21 protein-coding genes are annotated in these 20682 nt (G+C 59.1%); 11 read left to right on the top strand and 10 right to left on the bottom strand.

The window, feature by feature from the left end; genetic code table 11:
* Positions 1-100: 100 nt before the first annotated feature.
* A complete protein-coding gene (lysM, locus tag QMX91_RS11485) occupies positions 101-541 on the bottom strand; it encodes a peptidoglycan-binding protein LysM (protein WP_098966705.1) in 441 nt (146 codons plus the stop codon).
* 188 nt (positions 542-729) lie between these two features.
* Between lysM and fdhD the strand changes: the two genes are divergently transcribed.
* The 3 genes from fdhD to QMX91_RS11470 all read left to right on the top strand — a co-directional run bounded on the left by fdhD (position 730) and on the right by QMX91_RS11470 (position 4723).
* The gene (gene fdhD / locus QMX91_RS11480; RefSeq protein ID WP_047600939.1) at positions 730-1569 is read left to right on the top strand and encodes a formate dehydrogenase accessory sulfurtransferase FdhD; all 840 of its coding nucleotides are present in this window, start codon (positions 730-732) and stop codon (positions 1567-1569) included.
* The gene (locus QMX91_RS11475) at positions 1566-3914 is read left to right on the top strand and encodes an FdhF/YdeP family oxidoreductase (RefSeq protein WP_223008827.1); all 2349 of its coding nucleotides are present in this window, start codon (positions 1566-1568) and stop codon (positions 3912-3914) included. Before fdhD ends, QMX91_RS11475 begins: the two co-directional genes overlap by 4 nt.
* A gap of 329 nt (positions 3915-4243) precedes the next feature.
* A complete protein-coding gene (locus tag QMX91_RS11470; protein WP_027611218.1) occupies positions 4244-4723 on the top strand; it encodes a glycine zipper domain-containing protein in 480 nt (159 codons plus the stop codon).
* A gap of 64 nt (positions 4724-4787) precedes the next feature.
* Here the strand turns inward: QMX91_RS11470 and QMX91_RS11465 are convergent, their stop codons facing one another.
* The 4 genes from QMX91_RS11465 to QMX91_RS11450 form a co-directional block, all read right to left on the bottom strand.
* Complete coding sequence (locus QMX91_RS11465) at positions 4788-5219, bottom strand: thioesterase family protein (RefSeq protein WP_097086913.1); 432 nt, start codon at positions 5217-5219, stop codon at positions 4788-4790.
* A 31-nt stretch (positions 5220-5250) separates the two neighbouring features.
* Entirely contained in the window at positions 5251-6474 is a 1224-nt protein-coding gene (locus tag QMX91_RS11460; RefSeq protein WP_282412726.1) for a 3-hydroxyacyl-CoA dehydrogenase, read from the bottom strand.
* A 142-nt stretch (positions 6475-6616) separates the two neighbouring features.
* Positions 6617-8551 (bottom strand): ATP-dependent DNA helicase RecQ, encoded by a 1935-nt coding sequence (locus QMX91_RS11455; protein ID WP_282412725.1) that lies wholly within the window; start codon positions 8549-8551, stop codon positions 6617-6619.
* A gap of 181 nt (positions 8552-8732) precedes the next feature.
* A complete protein-coding gene (locus QMX91_RS11450; protein WP_135294748.1) occupies positions 8733-9236 on the bottom strand; it encodes a polysaccharide deacetylase in 504 nt (167 codons plus the stop codon).
* A gap of 302 nt (positions 9237-9538) precedes the next feature.
* Between QMX91_RS11450 and QMX91_RS11445 the strand changes: the two genes are divergently transcribed.
* The 5 genes from QMX91_RS11445 to nadS all read left to right on the top strand — a co-directional run bounded on the left by QMX91_RS11445 (position 9539) and on the right by nadS (position 12412).
* Positions 9539-9823, top strand: coding sequence for a hypothetical protein (locus QMX91_RS11445; RefSeq protein ID WP_027611213.1), 285 nt, complete (start codon positions 9539-9541; stop codon positions 9821-9823).
* An 83-nt stretch (positions 9824-9906) separates the two neighbouring features.
* Positions 9907-11049: a hypothetical protein gene (locus tag QMX91_RS11440; RefSeq protein ID WP_282412724.1), complete on the top strand. Its 1143-nt coding sequence runs from the start codon at positions 9907-9909 to the stop codon at positions 11047-11049.
* A 347-nt stretch (positions 11050-11396) separates the two neighbouring features.
* Positions 11397-11696, top strand: coding sequence for a hypothetical protein (locus QMX91_RS11435; RefSeq protein WP_134785191.1), 300 nt, complete (start codon positions 11397-11399; stop codon positions 11694-11696).
* 111 nt (positions 11697-11807) lie between these two features.
* A complete protein-coding gene (locus QMX91_RS11430) occupies positions 11808-12122 on the top strand; it encodes a type II toxin-antitoxin system RelE/ParE family toxin (protein ID WP_011331970.1) in 315 nt (104 codons plus the stop codon).
* Positions 12123-12124: 2 nt separating this feature from the next.
* The gene (nadS, locus tag QMX91_RS11425; protein ID WP_098966690.1) at positions 12125-12412 is read left to right on the top strand and encodes a NadS family protein; all 288 of its coding nucleotides are present in this window, start codon (positions 12125-12127) and stop codon (positions 12410-12412) included.
* 65 nt (positions 12413-12477) lie between these two features.
* Here the strand turns inward: nadS and QMX91_RS11420 are convergent, their stop codons facing one another.
* A complete protein-coding gene (locus tag QMX91_RS11420) occupies positions 12478-14019 on the bottom strand; it encodes a phosphoenolpyruvate carboxykinase (RefSeq protein ID WP_027611209.1) in 1542 nt (513 codons plus the stop codon).
* 181 nt (positions 14020-14200) lie between these two features.
* Complete coding sequence (gene hslO / locus QMX91_RS11415) at positions 14201-15103, bottom strand: Hsp33 family molecular chaperone HslO (protein ID WP_098966688.1); 903 nt, start codon at positions 15101-15103, stop codon at positions 14201-14203.
* 105 nt (positions 15104-15208) lie between these two features.
* On the opposite strand from hslO, the gene QMX91_RS11410 reads away from it, so the two are divergent.
* Positions 15209-16012, top strand: a complete 804-nt coding sequence (locus QMX91_RS11410; RefSeq protein ID WP_223008839.1) for a phosphatase PAP2 family protein — start codon at positions 15209-15211, stop codon at positions 16010-16012.
* A 166-nt stretch (positions 16013-16178) separates the two neighbouring features.
* On the opposite strand, the gene QMX91_RS11405 is transcribed toward QMX91_RS11410, so the two are convergent.
* Positions 16179-16586 (bottom strand): RNA-binding S4 domain-containing protein, encoded by a 408-nt coding sequence (locus QMX91_RS11405; RefSeq protein ID WP_098966686.1) that lies wholly within the window; start codon positions 16584-16586, stop codon positions 16179-16181.
* 234 nt (positions 16587-16820) lie between these two features.
* On the opposite strand from QMX91_RS11405, the gene QMX91_RS11400 reads away from it, so the two are divergent.
* Both QMX91_RS11400 and rimK read left to right on the top strand, forming a co-directional pair.
* Positions 16821-17282, top strand: coding sequence for an ATP-dependent zinc protease (locus tag QMX91_RS11400; protein ID WP_177408985.1), 462 nt, complete (start codon positions 16821-16823; stop codon positions 17280-17282).
* Positions 17279-18184, top strand: coding sequence for a 30S ribosomal protein S6--L-glutamate ligase (gene rimK, locus QMX91_RS11395; RefSeq protein ID WP_007949201.1), 906 nt, complete (start codon positions 17279-17281; stop codon positions 18182-18184). Before QMX91_RS11400 ends, rimK begins: the two co-directional genes overlap by 4 nt.
* A gap of 131 nt (positions 18185-18315) precedes the next feature.
* Here the strand turns inward: rimK and QMX91_RS11390 are convergent, their stop codons facing one another.
* Positions 18316-19629, bottom strand: coding sequence for an ATP-binding protein (locus QMX91_RS11390; protein WP_027611205.1), 1314 nt, complete (start codon positions 19627-19629; stop codon positions 18316-18318).
* 114 nt (positions 19630-19743) lie between these two features.
* Positions 19744-20484 (bottom strand): two-component system response regulator OmpR, encoded by a 741-nt coding sequence (ompR, locus tag QMX91_RS11385; protein ID WP_003220637.1) that lies wholly within the window; start codon positions 20482-20484, stop codon positions 19744-19746.
* Positions 20485-20682 lie beyond the last annotated feature (198 nt).

The raw sequence follows: 20682 nt of genomic DNA, 5'->3' as shown, positions 1-20682 counted from the left end.
GGCGAGGGAGCTTGCTCCCGATGGGCCGTGAAGCTGTCCCAAATGTTCACGACTGCTGCGCAGCCGAACGGGAGCAAGCTCCCTCGCCACAGCGTGGTTATTACTTCGGAATACGAAGCTTCTGGCCCGGATAGATCTTGTTCACATCCTTGAGCATCGGTTTGTTGGCGTCGAAGATTTTCTGGTACTGGTTGGCATTGCCATAAACCCGCAGAGAGATCGCACTGAGCGTGTCACCTGCCTTCACCTCGACAAATTCCGCAGCCACCACTACTGGCCCTGTCACCGTAATCTGGTCGTCAACACTGCCAATCCCGGCAATGTTGCCCAAAGTCAGAAGAATTTTTTCTTTCTCCTCCTGACTCGCGACTTCACCCTTAACCGTGACTTTGTCGCCGTCCACAGTCGCCTGAACATTTGGGTTGCCCAGACCGACCTTGTCGATATGTTCCTTCAACTGTTCGCTGGCATTGGCATTACCCGGGGTCAGCAGGTCGATCAGCTTTTCACCGGCCTCTTTCACAAAGCTCAACAGACTCATAGCGCACACTCCTTGATTGGGATTCCAGACGTCCAAGCCTAGACCACACCAGACCAACCCGGTTCCGGGCCGACCAATGACCCGGCAGCCGCTTGATCGACGCCATCTATCAATAGATCGACAGTACCGATTAGACGCGACAAGTTGCCGCGCCTAGTCTTAGCGTTGATCAATCCGTCGGTGATGTCATGAACGCCAAGCGCCCAACTTGCGCGGCGCCTGCACTCGAAACGCCCGCGCCCGCCGCCAGCCAGACCTACAGCTACAGCGATCTGCCCCTCGTGGAATCGGCCAGCACCGCGCTCGCCGAGGAAGTCGCGTTGGCGATCGCCTACAACGGCATCAGTCAGGCGGTGATGCTGGTGACGCCGACGGATCTGGAAGATTTCATCGTCGGTTTCAGCCTTGGCAGCGGCATCATCGAAGACGCCAGCGACATTTATGACCTGCAACTGACCGGCGCGGGCTCGGCGCAATACGCGCAGGTGACCATCGCCAACCGCGCGTTCTGGAACCTCAAGCAACAGCGCCGACAACTGGCCGGCACCAGCGGTTGCGGGCTGTGCGGCGTCGAGGCGGTGGAACAGGCCTTGCCTGACCTCAAAGTGTTGCCCGGCGCACCGTTGCCGCCCGCTGCCTGGCTCGACGGTCTGCGCCAGCGCATCGGGGCATTTCAGCCGCTCGGTCAGCACTGCGGCGCAGTACACGCGGCGGTGTTCATGAACGCCAGCGGTGAATTGCTGCTGGGCCGTGAAGACATCGGCCGGCACAACGCCCTCGACAAACTGATTGGCGGGCTGATCCGCCAGAAGATTTCCACAGAAGGCGGCCTGGCGATTGTCACCAGCCGTTGCAGTCTCGAATTGATCCAGAAAGTTTTACGCGCCGGCATCCAGACTCTGGTCAGCCTGTCCGCGCCCACGGGCCTTGCCGTGCAATGGGCCCGTCGCCACAACCTCAATCTCATCCACCTGCCGCAGAAGAATGCGCCGCGGGTCTACAGCCCAGCGATGGAGAATCAAGCGTGAGCCAACATCATCAAGCCGACCAGAAACCTGTCCCGCGCTACAAACCTTACAAAGGTGCAGCCGGCGGCTGGGGTGCGCTGATCAGCGTGGCCCAAGCCTGGTTGACCAGCGACAACGCGCTGAAAAACCTGCGCATGATGCTCAAGACCAACCAGAACGGCGGTTTCGACTGCCCGGGCTGCGCCTGGGGCGATTCGCCGGAAAGCGGCATGGTCAAGTTTTGCGAGAACGGCGCCAAAGCAGTGAACTGGGAAGCGACCAAGCGGCGGGTGGACGGCAAGTTCTTCGCCAAACACAGCGTCACTTCGTTGCTGGAGCAGAGCGACTATTGGCTTGAATACCAGGGCCGCCTGACCGAGCCGATGGTCTACGACGCGCAGACCGACCGCTACAAACCCATCGCCTGGGACGATGCCTTTGCAATGATCGGCAAACACCTGCAAGCGCTGTCGAGCCCGGACCAGGCCGAGTTCTACACCTCGGGCCGTGCCAGCAACGAAGCGGCGTACCTGTATCAGCTGTTCGTGCGCGCCTACGGCACCAACAACTTCCCCGACTGCTCGAACATGTGCCACGAGGCCAGCGGTGTGGCATTGGCCCAGAGTGTTGGCGTCGGCAAAGGCACCGTGACCTTCGACGACTTCGAACATGCCGACGCGATTTTCGTCTGGGGCCAGAACCCCGGCACCAACCATCCGCGGATGCTTGAACCACTGCGTGAAGCGGTGAAGCGCGGCGCGCAAGTGGTGTGTATCAACCCGCTGAAAGAGCGTGGCCTGGAACGTTTCCAGCACCCGCAGCACCCGATCGAAATGCTCACCAACGGCGACAAGCCGACCAACACCGCGTACTTCCGTCCGGCACTGGGCGGCGACATGGCGGTGCTGCGCGGCATGGCCAAGTTCCTCCTGCAGTGGGAGCGCGATGCGCAGAAGGCCGGCACGCCGGCAGTGTTCGATCATGACTTCCTCAATGCGCACAGCGCCAACGTGCTGGAGTATCTGGGCGTGGTCGATGACACGCCGTGGGAGCAGATCGTCGCGCAGTCCGGCCTGACTCTGGTGGAGATCGAGCAAGCGGCGCGCATGTACGCCAAAGGCAAGAACGTGATCATGTGCTGGGCAATGGGCATCACCCAGCATCGCCACTCGGTGCCGACCATCCAGGAAATCGCCAACCTGATGCTGCTGCGCGGCAACGTCGGCAAACCCGGCGCCGGCCTGTGTCCAGTGCGCGGTCACAGTAACGTGCAGGGCGACCGCACCATGGGTATCAACGAGCGTCCGCCGGTGGCATTCCTCGATTCCCTTGAGCGGCGTTTCCAGTTCAAGGTGCCGCGTGACAACGGGCACAACGTGGTCGAGGCGATTCACGCCATGGCCGAGGGCCGCGCCAAGGTCTTCATCGGTCTGGGCGGCAACTTCGCCCAGGCCACGCCGGACAGCCCGCGTACCTTCGCGGCGCTGAGCAACTGCGACCTCACGGTGCAGATCAGCACCAAGCTCAACCGCAGCCACCTGGCCCACGGTAAAGACGCACTGATCCTGCCGTGCCTGGGTCGAACCGACATCGATATCCAGGCCGAAGGCCCGCAAGCGGTCACCGTGGAGGACTCGTTCAGTATGGTCCATGCCTCAAATGGCCAGCTGCAGCCGCTGTCGAACCAGATGCGCTCGGAACCGGCGATCATCGCCGGCATCGCCGCCGCCACGCTGGGCAGCAAACCGGTGGACTGGAACTGGCTGGTGGCCGATTACCGGCGCATCCGCGACCTGATCGCCGATACCATTCCGGGCTTCAAGGACTTCAACGAAAAGGTCAAGAACCCGGGCGGTTTCTACCTCGGCAACAGTGCCGGTGCACGCAAGTGGAACACCCCGTCGGGCCGGGCCAATTTCCGCGCAAACATGCTGCCCAAGGATCTGGTGCACGAGCGTACCCGCGCCACCGGGCAACTGCCGGATCTGATCCTGCAATCGATGCGCTCCCACGATCAGTACAACACCACGATCTATGGCCTCGACGACCGTTACCGTGGGGTCAAGGGCCAGCGCGATGTGTTGTTCGCCAACGAGGCCGACATCATTCGTCTGGGCTTCCGCCCGGGACAGAAGGCCGACATCGTGTCGATCTGGGACGATGGCCGTGAGCGTCGGGTGAAGGGCTTTACCTTGCTGGCGTTTGATATTCCGGCGGGGCAGGCCGCGGCTTATTACCCGGAAGTGAATCCGCTGGTGCCGCTGGAAAGCACCGGGGATGGCAGCCATACGCCGACATCGAAGTTCATTGCGATCCGGCTGGAGGCAGCAAGCGAGACTGGGTTGATCATGGCCAAATCTGCGTAAAGCGTTGCCTGGACTGACCCCTTCGCGAGCAAGCCCGCTCCCACATTGGAATGCATTTCAAATGTGGGAGCGGGCTTGCTCGCGAAAGCGGTGGCACATTCAACAAAAATCTTTGTACCCTGCACCCTTCCAACGCCCACAAAAAAGGCCGCTTTTTCTCAAAAGCGGCCTGTCCGAAGTAGCTAAAGACCGGCGAAAATCGCTTAAGTTCCGCATACAAAACAGCAACTTGCATAATTGTATACAAGTCGTGTTATTCGTCGGATTTCGATTGTCAGCCTTGTTACACAGCCTCAGGATCGGCGCCGTCATCCCTTTGAGGCTCCTCTATGAAGTTCTCCTCGATTCTCTTGTTGTCCCTTGGCCTGGTCAGTGGCTTCGCTTCTGCCGGAGGCACCACCGAAGCAGGTGTGGGCGGCGCATTGGGCGGGGTTCTTGGCTCGGTCGTCGGTCAGTCTTTAGGCGGCAGCACAGGTTCAACCATTGGCGCAGCTCTGGGCGGCGCGGGTGGTAGCGCGGTCGGCGCCAACAAACACAGCCGTGGCGAAGCGGCCATTGGCGGTGCGTTGGGCGCAGCCGGCGGTAACGTGGTTGGCCGCAGCATGGGCGGCACCACCGGCAGCCTGATCGGTGCCGCAGCAGGTGGCGGCGCCGGTGGCGCGCTGGGCAACTACATGGGTAACCAGAGCAATGACGAGGGTCGTCATTACGATCGCGGCCGTGACGACCGTCGCTACTATCGCGACCGTCACCCTGGCCGTGGCCACGCTTATGGCCACCGCAAGCATCACCGCTACTATCGCGACTAATCCGTTGCGTTAAGCGCGAAAGCAAAAATCGCAGCCCAAGGGCTGCGATTTTTTTTGCTCTGGTTCAAACCACCAGACGCTCCAGCGCGTCACGCAATCTGCCTGGAATCGGCACCGGCTGATTGCTCGTCCGGTCCACGAATACATGGACAAAACGCCCCGCCGCACACGCCTCGCTTTCACCGACCTTGAACACCGCCAGTTCATATTGCACCGAACTGTTACCCAGCTTGCCGACCCGCAGACCGATCTCGATCAGATCCGGGAAAGCGATCGAGGCGAAATAATCGCAAGATGAACTCACGACAAAACCCACTACCTCGCCGTCGTGGATATCCAGGCCACCGACCTGAATCAGGTAAGTGTTCACGGCAGTATCGAAAAAGCTGTAGTAGGTGACGTTGTTGATGTGGCCATAAGCATCGTTGTCGTGCCAGCGGGTGGTGATCGGCTGGAAATGCGGGTAATCGGCGCGTTGCGCCATGGTGCTGGACATCGGTATCGACTCCTTGAGTTATCTGTCCAGTCTAAAGGTAAAAACCTTTGCCTCGCGCCGCCAGCTCGCCAATCAGTGGCGCCGGCCGCCATTGATCGCCCTGTCGCGTCTCCAGCGCCAGCAAGCGCTTGTGAATGTCCGCCAGCCCCTGATCGTCCGCCCAGGCCATCGGGCCGCCTCTGTCCGCCGGGAAGCCGTAGCCATTGAGGTACACCTGATCGATGTCATGCGCCGATTCGGCAATGCCTTCCTGCAGAATTTTCGCGCCCTCGTTGACCAGCGCCAGAAGACACCGCTCGAGGATTTCCTCGGACCCAATCTCCCGGCGCTGAAAGCCGAGGCCTTCGCTGACGCTCAATATCAGCGCATCGACCTCGGGATCATGTTCGGCCTGACGACTGCCCGGCTCATAGTGGTAATAACCGTTGCCGGACTTCTGCCCGAAACGCCCCAGTTCGCATAAACGGTTGTCGACCTGAACCTCTGGCGCATCCTGCCCCTTGCCGGCCAATTCGCGCGCGCGCCATTCCAGATCGATGCCCACGACGTCATACATGCGGAACGGTCCCATGGCGAAACCGAAGCCCTGCAAAACCGTATCGACCTGCTGTGGATAAGCGCCCTCGAGCAGCATCTTGCGCGCCTCCAGCACATACGGATGCAACATCCGGTTGCCGATAAAACCGTGGCAATTGCCCGACACCACACTGACCTTGCCCATGCGTTTGCCCAGAGTCAGTGCGGCTTCCAATACCGCCGGTGAAGTCTGCGCCCCGCGAACGATTTCCAGCAGTTTCATGATGTGCGCGGGGCTGAAGAAATGCAGACCGAGCACTTGCGATGGACGTTTTGTCGCAGCGGCAATCGCATCAATATCCAGTGCCGAGGTGTTGCTCGCCAACAACGCTTCAGGCTTGAGCAGGCCATCCAGTTCGCGAAAGATCTTCTGCTTGAGCGCGAGGTTTTCGTACACCGCTTCGATCACCAGATCGACATTACGGATTGCCGGGTAATCCGCCGCCGCGCTGATCCGGGCAAGACGTGCATCCGCTTCGACCTGATCGATCCGGCCCTGGCGCACGTTGTGTGCATAGGTATCGGCCACGGTGGACAGCGCCTGCTCGAGCATCTGTGGATTGTTATCGACCCACTGCACGGCGATGCCGGCATTGGCCAGGCACATGACAATACCGCGGCCCATGGTGCCCGCGCCGATCACGGCAGCTTGCTGAATATCGATGGATGTCTGGCTCATGTTGTTCTCTTGTTGGCGATCCGAAGACAGCCTTCACCATAGTCAGGCACCGGGCGTTTTTGAAGTTTATTACCGTGATGAGCGACATTCAGCGCATGGATACAGGCCGCCATGGCATCACACGCTCCCACAGGGTTTGTATTTACTCGAGCAGATGATTGTCAGCCCAACTGCGGACTTCCGCGTACGGATACTGCTCCAGCGCCGCATACCCCGAGATCGTCCGCGCCTTCAACTTGGTAAACAGCGGCACGCTGATCCCGCACAGAAAACGCGTCAGGCGCTCCGCCGTCGGCATGCTGCCGGTGTGCTGCTCATGCCTGTGGATAAAATCACCGCACAACGCCGCAAAATTTTTATCCACAAGCGCTGGCAACTCGGGAGGTGCCGGAAGCCGCGCGACATCACCGTGGCATACCGAACAGTGCCCGCAGTGCTCGGGCGCATTGTGGTCGCCAAAGTACTCGGCCAGGCGATAACCCAGGCAGCGCTCAGTGGCGAACAGTTCGAGCATGGCGTGAATCCGCGCGACTTCAGTCTGTTCATGCCGGGTGAAGTACTCGTGCAACTCGGCGCTCAGCACAGCGCTGTCGAAATCGCTGTGCAGCACGTTGTAGACCTCGGTCATCTGCTTGCTCTCAAGCTCGACCCAGCCCTTCTCCTGAAAATAATCCAGCGCCGTCACCACCCGATTGCGCTCAGCCGAATACTGCGTGTACATCGCCTCGAAATTCACCGTGGCCCAGGTACGTGCGCGGCTGGAGGTGTGAATGATGGCCGCGACAAACTCCCTGCGCTCTCCCTCGAAACGCTCAAGCAACGCTTCCGGCTCCAGCAGGTATTTGAAACGGTACTCGGCGTAATAGGCATAGCGCGGAGCAATCAGGCCGCGCAGCTCCATTTGCACCAACAACGTCTTCAGCGGCAGCGTGCGAATGTTGCTCTGATCCGCCAACGGCCCGAGCAGAAACTCCCACTGCCCTTCAGCTGCGGCAGCCTGCATTTCCTCCAGCACACAACGTATCCCCTCGCGCTCCGGGGTATCGCCGTAGACGAAATTTTCCAGCACGTTGAGGCTGTCGCGGTTGGCCAGCACCAGGCAATCCGACGGCTGTCCGTCCCGTCCGGCGCGACCGATTTCCTGACTGTAGTTCTCGATGGATTTCGGCAGGTCGAAATGCACCACGTTGCGGATATCGCTCTTGTCGATGCCCATGCCGAACGCAATGGTTGCGACTATGCAATTGGACTGCCCGGCCATGAAGCGCTTCTGAATCGCCTCGCGCTGATCGTTGGGCAACCCGGCGTGATAAGCCTCGGCCTGTATGCCGTTGCGCCCCAGATGCTCGGCGATGTGCTCGGCGGTTTTCTGCAGCGTGACGTAGACGATGCTCGGCTGGCTCGCGCGCTCGCTCATCCACTCCACCAGCCGCCGGCGCTTGTCCTGGCCACGCACCGGTTCCACCAGCAGATTGAGGTTTGGGCGATAGAAACCGGTGGTCACAACATCTTCGGCAGCGATGGCGAATTTGGCTTGCATGTCGGCGATGACTTTCGGCGTCGCCGTGGCCGTCAGCAGCAGGGTTTGCGGGATATTGAACTGACGCTGGTAGTCCGGCAGCTTCAGGTAGTCGGGGCGGAAGTTGTGACCCCACTCCGAGATGCAGTGCGCCTCGTCAATCACCAGCAGCGAGATCGGCACCTGCTGCAAAAAATTGCGAAAACGCTCGTTCTTCAGGCGCTCCACCGAGATCATCAGGATCTTCAATTCACCCGAACGGGCGCGGGCCATCACATCATTGGCGTCATCGCGGCTTTGTGCCGAATCGATGCTGCCGGCACTGATGCCGTGACGCTTGAGGAATGCCAATTGATCCTGCATCAACGCCAACAGTGGCGAGACCACCAGGGTCAGATGTGGCAGCAACAGTGCCGGTACTTGATAGCACAGCGACTTGCCAGACCCGGTGGGGAAAATCGCTGCCGCCGAGCGCCCGGCCAGTACCGCGCTGATCGCGGCTTCCTGCCCGGGTCGAAACTGTGGATAACCGAAAACCTGTTCCAGGGTGTTGTGCATGCGCTGTCACTCCGTTGACCGCTGTGATGCCAACAGCCTAGCGGGCGATCGCAGCGAGTCGAGAAAAGGCCGGGGTCAATTCAATACGGGATGATACAGCCAATAGCGCAGACAACTCGGTCCACTGCAGGAGCGAGCCTGCTCGCGAAGGGGCACAAAACAGCGATACAAACTTACCCGTTCAGGGCCGCAAAACCGCCACTCGCAGTTGCTCGTTCAACACCTGCTCATGCACGCCTTGGCTCTTGCTCGCCCACAACGCATGAGCCGGGCTGATGTCACCGGTGAAGGCCGCCGCCAATTGCCGCAGTTCCGCAACACTGCGCACGCGCGGGCAGAACGGCTGCCCGTCACAGTCAACGCTGGCGTTGCGATAGGTGCTCAGCAAACGATCCCACAGACCGTCACGCACCTGCCTGATCGACTTGAGCTGCACATGCGGCACACCCAGTCGCTGCTCCAGCCCTGCCTCGTCCAGCGCTTCACTGGCGAGCAAGGCCCTGCCGAACATCAACACCTCGGCGCGCGAGGCGGTATCGATGCCAGTCTGGCTGGAGAGCGCATCGGGCCAACCGGTGCGTTCGAGGTCGGCAAACATCCAGCCGTTGCCGGCATCAGACGCCATGGCCAAACGGCAACCACTGGCCCACAGCAATAAAATCGAGGCCATACGTAGCCACTGCATACTCAATTCCCTTTAAGCGCGTATCGGACGTTTGGAAACGTCCTACAGATTCTGGCGCGCACCATACATAGATCTGCCAAGAAACGCCTGTGAATCCTGTGGGAAATTTCTGCGCTAGGGGTTTCACCCCGAAAAAACCGCAAAACCTTGTAGGGCATATGCCCGGCCCTCGGAAAATCCCCTACGAACGGCGTCCATTGCGGCGCTCTTGTGAGTGCTCGCCACGCACTTCTATAGTGGCCGGCGCGACTGACCACTGAATCAGCCCCGCCCGAGTGCCTTTGTAAAGGACAAGCCTCACCATGATTACCCGCTATCGCCCTTTGAAGACTTGCTACAACGAAAATCCCGTATTGGTCATCGATACTCACTCCAGCCATCGCGATCTGCTTGATGCCGCGGACCAGCGACTGCGTGCCGCCAGCGATCTGCTGGAAACCCTTTACTGTTTATGTTTCAAACAGGCCGACGTGAAAGATATACCTAACATCGTCAATGCTCTTTATTTATTAGTGCAGGATGGCTGTGACTTGCTCGAAGTAGCAAAACATAAACCCCAACAACAGACCGACACTGAAAACAACTAAAATCCAGAAACAACAGAATGCTTTAATAAACAGCCAAAAAAAGACCTAAGTTGTTGACTCTTACTTTAACCGAGAGCAACACAATGACTGTTTTAACTATTTTTTTTTGCGGAACTGGTTCCAATAAATTCGACGTCACCCACGAAAACTTCTGGAACGGCGAACTGATTTCCACCTTGGCTGCCAATCATACGGGTTACGAGTTTGCCGAGTGGATCGTGGTCGATGGCCCCGGCAGCGGCAACATGCAGGCCGACGATCTATTCACCAAGACCAAGGAATACGGCATGAGCGGCACCTTGTTCGGCAAGGGCTGGGAAGAAAACGTGTTGCACGCGCTCAATATCATCAAGGGCAAGTGCGACTGGCAACGCGAGCAACTGACTGAAGCCGAATACAATCGCCTGAAAGCTGCCGGCATTCCGATCGAAGATGTAAAAGTCGAGGGCTCCTGGTTCTGGCGCAAATATAATTACGGTAATCGCAGCATTACCCAGCAGCAATTACAGGAAGGAATCATCAAAACCCACCGCAAGGATGGTGTTATTCCTACTCAAGTCAATCTCGTCGGTTGGAGCCGGGGCGGCATCAGTTGCCACATGTTGGCCAATGCAATGTTCAAGGACAGTCTGCTGAAAAACATCCCGGTCAATATCTTTGCGCTTGATCCCGTGCCAGGCATTGGTAACTTTCAGGAAGAGCGCGTCAAACTCGCGGGCAATGTCAAAGAGTATGTAGCGTTCTATGCTCGTGACGAACGCTCAAAAGGTTTCAGCTGCGTCATCCCACAGACCGCTACCGGCACTAAAACCTACATCTATCCTATGGCTGGCCGCCACGCCACCATGGCCGGCAATGCCACCAGCGGCGGCGGCGTCCCGACCGGCGCCAGTGATCTGAAAGCGCTGTCCGAGCCCGGACGCATCGTGCGCCACCTCGCCGAAACCTGCCTCAAACGCTGGGGCGTGCAACTGCAAAAAACGTTGAATCTGACCCAGGCCGATCTGGAAAACCTCACCAACGGCATCGCACGCGATGAAGCCAAATACACACTGATGCACAAACATTCCTACACCTACTTCACCGAGCTGGACCAAGGCGAGCGCTACGTTTCGCTGGGCAGCAAAGGTGTACCGTTCACCAGCGTGAAGGGCGAGATCTACAAGCCGGCAACCGGCCTGGCAACCAGCTTGCTGGATATTTCGGCGTATCAGCATTTACGTTGAAAAACGAAGAAAGATCGGTAGGAACGCCCGATGAGATCTTCATCCCGTTCCTACACGCCAAGACTCTTTGTCGCCTATCGCGGCTTGAGATCACAAATCTATAGTCGTGACTGTCGCTGGCAAATCAGCGGCTCGGGCTTGGTCACCTGAATGGATCGTGAAGACGCGTCCGCTGTATGCTGCCGGCACTCAATTGCCTGCAGTTTTATGGTGGCTGTGTTTGGGACACCTTCGGGTGTGCCGGGTCTGTGCACGATCCTCACCGGTTGACCAACCCGAACACAGTCGCCTCCTGTCGCTTGGTCACGATGTGGTGGCTTCACTTGAAGCATTTGAGGATCAACAAAATGAAAACATGGAATCAATTACCCGCTGATCGCTACCGCTCACTCGAATCCAACCTCACCGACACCAAGCCCCTGATCATCGACACAACGGCCAACCCGCAAGACATCCTCGAATGCGCCGTCCAACGCCTGCGCGCCTCCAGCGACCTGCTGAAAACCCTCTACTGCCTCAGCTTCAAACAAGCCGACGTCGAAGACATCCCACACATCACCCACGCCCTCTATCTGCTGACGCAGGATGGCTGTGACCTGCTGCAGGTCGCGCAGCAGCAGATGCTCGGCTGGAAAGCTCCAGTCTGAGGTTGAGTGATCAGATCGTTCCCATGTTCGACATGAGAACGATCACTTACCAGTCATCTACTCAAATCACTTCAGCATTGCTGAAAAGTAAGCCAATGGCGTACATTTACGATGATTTTTATTGAGACTCGGATCTTTACCCGTCGAGTAAAAGAGCTGCTGGATGATGACACGTACGCCGCTTTTCAGAAGCAACTGGTTGTAAGCCCTTCGATTGGCGATGTAATTGAAGGCACAGGCGGGATTCGCAAAACCCGAATTGCAGCGAAAGGACACGGCAAGCGAGGCGGAGCACGTGTTATTTACTACCACTTCGTTTCGGCGTCACAAATCGGGTTATTGATGATCTACCCTAAAAATGAACAACACGATCTGTCCAGCGATGAGCGTAAAGCACTCAAGGTCTTGATCGAAAAATGGAGATGACCATGAGCAAATTTTTTGATGAGCTGATGGAAAGTGTGCAAGAGATGGACGAGATCGTACGAGGCGAGCGCACACCTTCTCGCGAATTCCACGTTGATGCATTGCAGGTCAAAGAAATTCGTAAAGCTACCGGTTTGACCCAGACCAAATTTGCGGCACTGATCGACGTCCAACTCGGCACTCTACGAAATTGGGAACAGGGCCGTCGCGAGCCAACCGGGCCGGCAAAAGCTTTGCTCAAGGCCATTCATAACGACCCGGTTCATGTTTTGAATGCATTGGCTCATTGAGAAAATGAACACCCACAAAAAAGCCGCCCCTAAGAGGCGGCTTTTTTATTCACCAGAACTAAGCCTTACAACTTAGGACCCGCAGCCTTGATCGCGTCGCTCACTTCGAACTTCTTGAAGTTCTCGATGAACAGACCGGCCAGCGCCTTGGCAGCTTCGTCGTAGGCAGCCTTGTCAGCCCAGGTGTTGCGTGGGTTGAGCAGGTTGGTTTCAACGCCCGGTACGGCCAGTGGCACGTCGAGGTTGATGGTGTCCAGGTGCTCGGTGGCGGCACCGATCAGCGCGCCGCTCTGGATCGCTGCGATCACCGCACGGGTGGTCGGGATGTTGAAGCGTTTGCCGACGCCGTAGCCACCGCCGGTCCAGCCGGTGTTGACCAGGTAGACCTTGGAGCCGAAGCCACGGATGCGCTTGATCAGCAGTTCTGCGTATTCGCCAGCCGGGCGCGGGAAGAACGGTGCGCCGAAGCAGGTGGAGAAGGTCGACTTGATGCCGCTGCCCGAACCCATTTCAGTCGAGCCCACCAGCGCGGTGTAGCCGGACAGGAAGTGATAGGCCGCTTGTTCTTCATTGAGGATCGACACTGGCGGCAGCACGCCGGTCAGGTCGCAGGTCAGGAAGATCACCGCGTTTGGCTCGCCGCCCAGGTTCTTCTCGGAACGCTTGGCAACGTGCTCCAGCGGGTAGGCCGCGCGGCTGTTCTGGGTCAGGCTGACATCGGCGTAGTCGGCATGCTTGGCGTCGTCGATGACCACGTTTTCCAGGACTGCGCCGTGCTTGATGGCTTTCCAGATGACCGGCTCGTTCTTCTCGGACAGGTCGATGCACTTGGCATAGCAGCCGCCTTCGATGTTGAAGACAACGCCTTCGCCCCAGCCGTGTTCGTCGTCACCGATCAGGTAACGGCTCTCGTCGGCGGACAGGGTGGTTTTACCGGTGCCCGACAGACCGAAGAACAGGGTCACGTCGCCTTCTTCGCCGATGTTGGCAGCGCAGTGCATTGGCAGCACGTCAGCGGCCGGCAGCAGGAAGTTCTGCACGGAGAACATGGCTTTCTTCATTTCACCGGCGTAACGCATACCGGCGATCAGCACTTTCTTCTGCGCGAAGTTGATGATCACGCAACCGTCGGAGTTGGTGCCGTCACGCTCAGGCACGCACTCGAAGTTGGCCACGTTGAGCACTTGCCACTCATCACGACCGGCCGGGTTGTACTGGGCCGGGTTGATGAACAGGCAACGACCGAACAGGTTCTGCCAGGCAGTCTGGGTGGTCATTTTCACGGCCAGGTAGTGATCTTCAGCCGCACCTACATGCACGTGGGAAACAAAGTGCTCTTGCGCGTTGTTGAACGCCTCGACACGAGCCCACAGCGCGTCGAACTTGTCGGCCGGGAACTTGCGGTTGATCGGGCCCCAGGCGATAGCGGCCTGGGTGGAAGGCTCTTCAACGATGAAACGATCGACTGGCGAACGGCCGGTGCGATGACCGGTGCGGACTACCAGAGCGCCGGTATCGGCAAGCTCGCCCTCACCGCGTTGCAGGGCTTCTTTAACCAGATCATCAACACTCAGATCGGTGTACACGGCGTTATTGGCTTGCGTCATGAGGTTCCCCGTCGGCCAGTGGCCGAGTGTGCTCCAAACGTTTTGTAGTAGAAAGTCGTGCACTACTACCGCGAAAAAAGTGGGCCGGATTATGCCAGAAAAGCCCAAAAAGAGTAGGGTCCTCCCGTCGTAACGGCGAAATTCCGTCGTTACGCAGTGAATTTACCTGCGCTGAACCGTTTTAGTGCCGGGTATCTGACGGCGTGTCGACGCCTGCGCCAGCGAACAATTGAGCAATATCGGCCGCATCGAACAGGTAACGCTGGTTGCAGAACTGGCAATCGATCTCGACTTCGCCGCCGCGTTCAGCCACCAGTGCCTGCGCATCTTCCAGACCCAGACTGACCAGCGCATTGCCCGAGCGTTCCCGCGAGCAGCTGCAACGGAAGCGCAGGTTCTGCACATCGAACAGGCGCACCTGCTCTTCGTGGTAGAGGCGATGCAGCACGGTTTCGTTGTCCAGGCTGAGCAATTCATCGGCGGTCAGGGTGCTGGCCAGGGCGGTGATGTGCTGCCAGCTTTCGGCGCGCTCTTCTTCGTCTTTCAGGCGGTCGGCCGGCAGTTGCTGCAGTAGCATTCCGCGAGCACGGCGGCCGTCGGCGAACAGCTTGAAGCGGGTGCCGACCTGTTGCGACATGACGAAATAATTGGTGAAGCACTCGGACAGGGTTTCACCATCGAGGTCGACGATACCCTGGTAACGCTGGCCGATCGTCGGGTCGACGGTCAGGGTCAGGTCACCGCCCGGCATCAGGTCGGCAAGCGTGGCATCCGCAGCGATCTGCTCGGCGTTGTATCGCGCCAGACCACGGATCTCGCGCTCGCTGGAGCATTCGATCATCAGCAGCGGAATCGGCCCTTCGGAGCGTGCCTGCAAAATCAGCAAGCCGTCGAACTTCAGGGTGCCCACCAGCAACGAAGCGGCCGCCATCAGTTCGCCCAGCAACTGCGCGACCGGCTCCGGGTACGGGTGCTTGGCGAGGACTTCGGCGTAGCTGCGTTCCAGCGCCACCAGTTCGCCGCGAGTGTCGCTGTCATCGAAGATGAAGCGTTGGGTGTAGTCGGTATCCGGTAGGTCGGTCATAGGTCTGGGTATCTGAATTGATGACAAAAAGGTTACAAAAGATGAAAATCCCGCGCTTTCTTCGCACCTGTTTGGTGCAAAACGTTCAGCCACGGGAGGCATTTTATGAACAATCCGGGTTTGTTCCAATCAAGGTGGAACCTCGGCCGGCTGGTTCTGTGCAACGTCGTGCCATTAGCGCTACTGGCTTTCTGGTTATGGCCTACGGGCCAGATGCTGTGTGTGATTTTCGACGAGTGGCTGTTCCGCTCACTCAATGCACCACTGGCCAGCAACCCCATATGGCTCCACATCTGGGCAATTGCAAGTCTGCGTCCGTTCGACATCGTCGTCGGTCTGATCCTGCTGACGCTGCTGATCAAGGGCGACTGGGTGTTCAAGGCGATTGATGTACGTCGCGCCTTCTTCGGTTTTTTCTCGATTCTGCTGCTGATGGTGGTGATTCGCGCGCTGTTTTCCAAATTCGCCGACTACATGGACTGGCAGCACAGCAGCCCATCGATGGTGCTGGAAGGCGCGGTGCACCTGAGCGACTATTTCCCGCATCTGGAAAAAGCCTGGGAGCTGAAGGATCGCTCGAGCCAGAGCTTCCCTGGTGACCACGCTTCGGTGTTGCTGATCTGGGCGCTGTACATGGGCGTGTTTAGCCGCTCAGTCGGCCAGTTCCTGACAGTCTGGGGCCTGGCGTTACTGTTCATGCTGCCACGTCTGGTGGCCGGCGCGCATTGGGGCCAAGACGATTACATCGGCGGCATGCTGCTGGCGGTGTGGGCGTTGGGCTGGGGTTACTACACGCCGTTTGCCTATCACGCCGCCAACTTCTGGCTGAAGGTGACTGCGCCGATTTTCGCTTTGCTGGGCAAACTGCCGCTGGTTTCGCGGATGAGTGTGGTGTCTGCCGCGAACTGACAGTTTGCACACACCTGTGGTGAGGGAGCTTGCTCCCGCTTGGCTGCGTAGCAGTCACTGAACCAGTCGACTCGGTTGTACTTTGAAATACATGATCGACTGGATTGGGAGTCCTTCGGCCTCCAGCGGGAGCAAGCTTCCTCGCCACAATGGTGCGCCGTGCCGGTCAATCGCTATTACTGTTCCCACGAAATTTAAACAGATCCCGCCGCTGCTTCTTGCTCGGTTTGCCGTCGGTACTCACACCTAACGCCCCGGCCTTGCGCATCGCCGCTGCCGCTTCACGTTTGGCAATACTCGCCTCGGTCTCGGTATACAGCGTCTGCGCTTCGGGCGCGCCGCGACGCACGATCGACAAGGCTTCGACCCTCACTGTGCGCTCTTCAAAACCGGTACGAATCTCGAACTCATCGCCAATGCGTGGCTCTTTGCCAGGCTTGCAGCGGTCGCCTCGGCAATGCACCTTGCCACTCTCGATGGCCGCTTTGGCCAGAGCCCGGGTCTTATAAAAACGTGCAGCCCACAACCACTTGTCGAGACGGACCTTGTCGTCCTCTTCGCTTTTTTGTGCCATGGAATTTCCTCATTCTGAAATATTGATGAACTGTACTACCGTTTCTGTCGTGCCATGAATGACCCCGTCCCGGATTACAATGCACACCAGCCGACACCTGCTTGAGGGGTCGGCGATCCGGGCCGTAGATATCTGTCGCCTTTTAACCCTTATTCTGCGTGAATACCGCGAATTCGGCCGTACGCGGCCCGAGCGGTTTCTGCCGGTTGAGTACCTTTGAAGACATTTGACCATTTGACCGTTGTCGGTCTGCGCGAGTGGGTGGCGCTCCCTGATCTGGGAGTCGCCGGCCTGCGGGCGAAAATCGACACCGGCGCAAGCACCTCCAGCCTGCATGCCACCGACATCGAGCCATTCGAACGCGACGGCCAGAAGTGGGTGCGTTTCACGGCGCACCTGGGCACGGTGGTGCAGTTGCGTCACCGGCGCTGCGAAGCACCGCTGGTGACGCGCAAAACCATCAAAAGCTCCAACGGCCAGGCGCAGGTGCGCTATGTGATCAGCACCACCCTGGCCCTCGGTGATCGGGTCTGGGCAGTCGAGTTCACCCTCGCCTGCCGCAAGTCCATGCGCTATCGCCTGTTGCTCGGTTCCAAAGCCCTGATCGATGGCCAACTGGTGGTCAATCCGGGCATCAAATATGTACAAGACAAGCCGGTGTTCCCGGTATCTACCTCCTCCACAGGTGTTGCATGAAGATCGCTGTGCTGTCGCGGAATCCGCGTCTGTATTCCACCCGTCGTCTGGTCGAGGCCGGCACCGAGCGCGGGCATGAAATGGTGGTGATCGACACCCTGCGCGCCTACATGAACATCGCCAGCCACAAGCCGCAGATCCACTATCGCGGCAAGCCGCTGGAAGGGTTCGATGCGGTAATCCCGCGGATCGGTGCGTCGGTGACGTTCTACGGTTGCGCCGTGTTGCGCCAGTTCGAAATGATGGGGGTGTTTCCGCTCAACGAATCGGTGGCCATCGCCCGCTCGCGGGACAAATTGCGTTCGCTGCAACTGCTGTCGCGTCGTGGCATCGGCCTGCCGGTCACCGGTTTCGCCCACTCGCCGGATGACATTCCCGACCTGATCGACATGGTCAACGGCGCGCCGCTGGTAATCAAGGTGCTGGAAGGCACCCAGGGCATCGGCGTGGTGCTGTGCGAAACCGCTACGGCTGCCGAATCGGTGATCGAGGCGTTCATGGGCCTGAAGCAGAACATCATGGTCCAGGAATACATCAAGGAAGCCGGCGGTGCCGACATCCGCTGCTTCGTGGTCGGCGACAAGGTGATCGCAGCGATGAAGCGTCAGGCCAAGCCTGGGGAATTCCGCTCCAACCTGCACCGAGGCGGCAGCGCCAGCCTGATCAAGATCACCCCGGAAGAACGCATGACCGCGTTGCGCGCGGCCAAGGTCATGGGGCTGGCCGTGGCGGGTGTGGATATCCTGCGCTCGAACCACGGGCCGCTGGTGATGGAGGTGAACTCGTCGCCGGGCCTGGAAGGGATCGAGACCACCACCGGCAAGAACGTGGCGGGGATCATCATCGAACACCTTGAGAAGAATGGCGGGCCGAATATGACCCGGACCAAAGGCAAAGGTTGATCCGTTGGAAATATGGCGGCTGACAGGCCGCCTTCGGGAGCAAGCCCGCTCCCACATTTTGGAATGCGTTCCCCCTGTGGGAGCGGGCTTGCTCGCGAAGGGGCCATCAGCCCCGCTGAATATCCCGATCGTCAGACCGCATCGCGCGGCAACATCAACCCCAATGGCAACCGCACCCGCGCTTCCAGTCCGCCTCCGGAGCGGTTGCGCAGCTCGACATTGCCGCCATGCATCGAAGCAATCCGCTTCACGATCGCCAACCCCAGCCCGGTACCTTTCCCGCCCCGGGCACGGTCGCCACGGGTGAACGGGTTGAAGATCGCCTCAAGCTCCGACGGATCGATCCCCGCCCCCCGGTCCATCACGCTCAACACCACGTACGGTGCGCTGGTATCACCGGACACATAAGCCGCGACCTCGACGCCACTGCCGGCATGGTTCAGGGCGTTGCCGATCAGGTTGTTCAGCAGGCGTTTCATCGACACTCGACGCAGCGGAAACGGCTGGATCGGCTCCAGGCGCAAGCGCACCTTCTCTTCGCTCTGGTTGTACGGCGCGGCCACCTCACGCACCAGATCGCTCAGGTCCACTTCCTCCACCGACTCGTCACGACCGTCGCGAATGAACGCGAGGAACTGATCGAGAATCGCGTCCATGTCTTCGATGTCGCGCACCATGTCATCGGTCAGATCGTTGCGATCACCCATCAGCTCCAGCGACAGACGCAAGCGGGTCAGCGGCGTGCGCAAATCATGGGAGACCCCGGCCAGCATCAGCTCGCGCTCGCGACCGGCCTGTTCGACGTCTTCGGCCATCTGGTTGAAGGCGCGATACACCTCGGTCATCTCGCTGGGCGTATCGCTGATCGGCAGGCGCACGCTGCGACCCTGACCGAGTTGCCGCGCGGCATATACCAGACGCTTCAAAGGCTGGTTGAGCTGGCTGACGAAAATCCACGCCGAGGCGGTGGACAGCAAGCCGATGGCGAGGAACCAGCCGAGTACGTTCCAGATTTTCTGCCCGCGCAGCGGATGCGGGTACAGCGGCACTTTCAGCCAACCGTCGCCGAGGCTTGGCGCACGCACCCACAGCGCCGGCGGCGAGTGCATGCGCAAACGCACTTCGGTGTCGGCGCCCAGCTCCGCCTGCATCTGCCGCTGATAGATTTCACTGTAAGGCCAGTGTTGTTCGCCCTCCGGTACACCGGCGCCGACTACCCGGATCAGGGTTGCGGCATCGGCAATCTTTGCGCGATTTTCTTCATCGGCCGCCCAATAGGCGCGCAACGTCAGGGCGACGCCGTGGCTGTATTGGCGATCCACCAGCACGTCCTCGTTCATCAACAGATAAACCAGGGTCAGCGCCTTGGAAAACAGCACGACGATGAGCACCAGCCACAGGGTGCGGGAGAAAAAACTTTGGGGGAACCAGACGGGGGTTTTCATCGATAACCGTTACACACTTGCAGGAGCGAGCCATGCTCGCATATTGCGGATTGCGAGTCTGCGCAGAGGGTCGTTCAACCCGATCGGCGCAGACCCGCTCCTACAAATCGCCGATCACTTGGTGGCGGCGCCGTCCGGTACGAACACGTAGCCCACACCCCAGACAGTCTGGATATAGCGTGGTTTCGACGGATCCGGCTCGATCATCCGGCGCAGGCGGGAAATCTGCACGTCGATGGAACGCTCCAGGGCATCCCACTCGCGGCCACGGGCCAGGTTCATCAGTTTGTCGCGGGTCAGCGGCTGACGCGCGTTCATTACCAGCGCCTTGAGTACCGCAAACTCACCGGTGGTGAGCATGTGCACTTCTTCGCCACGTTTCAGCTCGCGGGTCGCCAGCGACAGCACGTAATCACCGAAGGTGACGTTTTCGTCTTCGCTGCCCGGCGCGCCCGGCACCGGTGCGGCCTGACGACGCAGAACCGCTTTGACCCGTGCCATCAACTCGTCCGGGTTGAACGGCTTGGCCAGATAGTCATCGGCGCCCAGTTCCAGGCCCTTGATGCGGCTCATCTCATCGCCCTTGGCGGTGAGCATGATGATCGGAATCTGATTATTCGCCGCCCGCAGGCGACGGCATGCGGTCAGGCCGTCTTCGCCCGGCAGCATCAGGTCGAGGACGACCAGATTGAACACTTCACGCGACAGCAGACGGTCCATTTGCTCGGTGTTCGGTACGGCACGGGCGCGGTAGCCCTTGCTGACGAAAAAGCGTTCCAGCAGGCTGCTCAGCCCCGGATCGTCGTCAACAATTAGAATTTTTTCGCCTTCAGCATTGTTTGCAGTGCTGCTCATTGGATGCTCCTTTTAGCTCGGCGCGCATTATGGCGTAGCTGCCGTTATACGCACCGTGTGCATTGTTAGCAGATTTTTCCTTCACTGCCAGAAAACCGGGGTTTCTACCTACAGACTGCTACACCCCCGAATGACAGAACGCTGGTTATAATGCGCGGCGTTTTGTGCCAGGCAACGTCTGAATCGTTACCGCAGGTG

It is taken from the genome of Pseudomonas sp. PS01299 (genome assembly GCF_029960145.1).
Taxonomy (GTDB): Bacteria; Pseudomonadota; Gammaproteobacteria; order Pseudomonadales; family Pseudomonadaceae; genus Aquipseudomonas; species Aquipseudomonas putida_A.
Note: the sequence above shows the minus strand (reverse complement) of the source record. Positions and strands in the feature narration are given on the sequence as shown.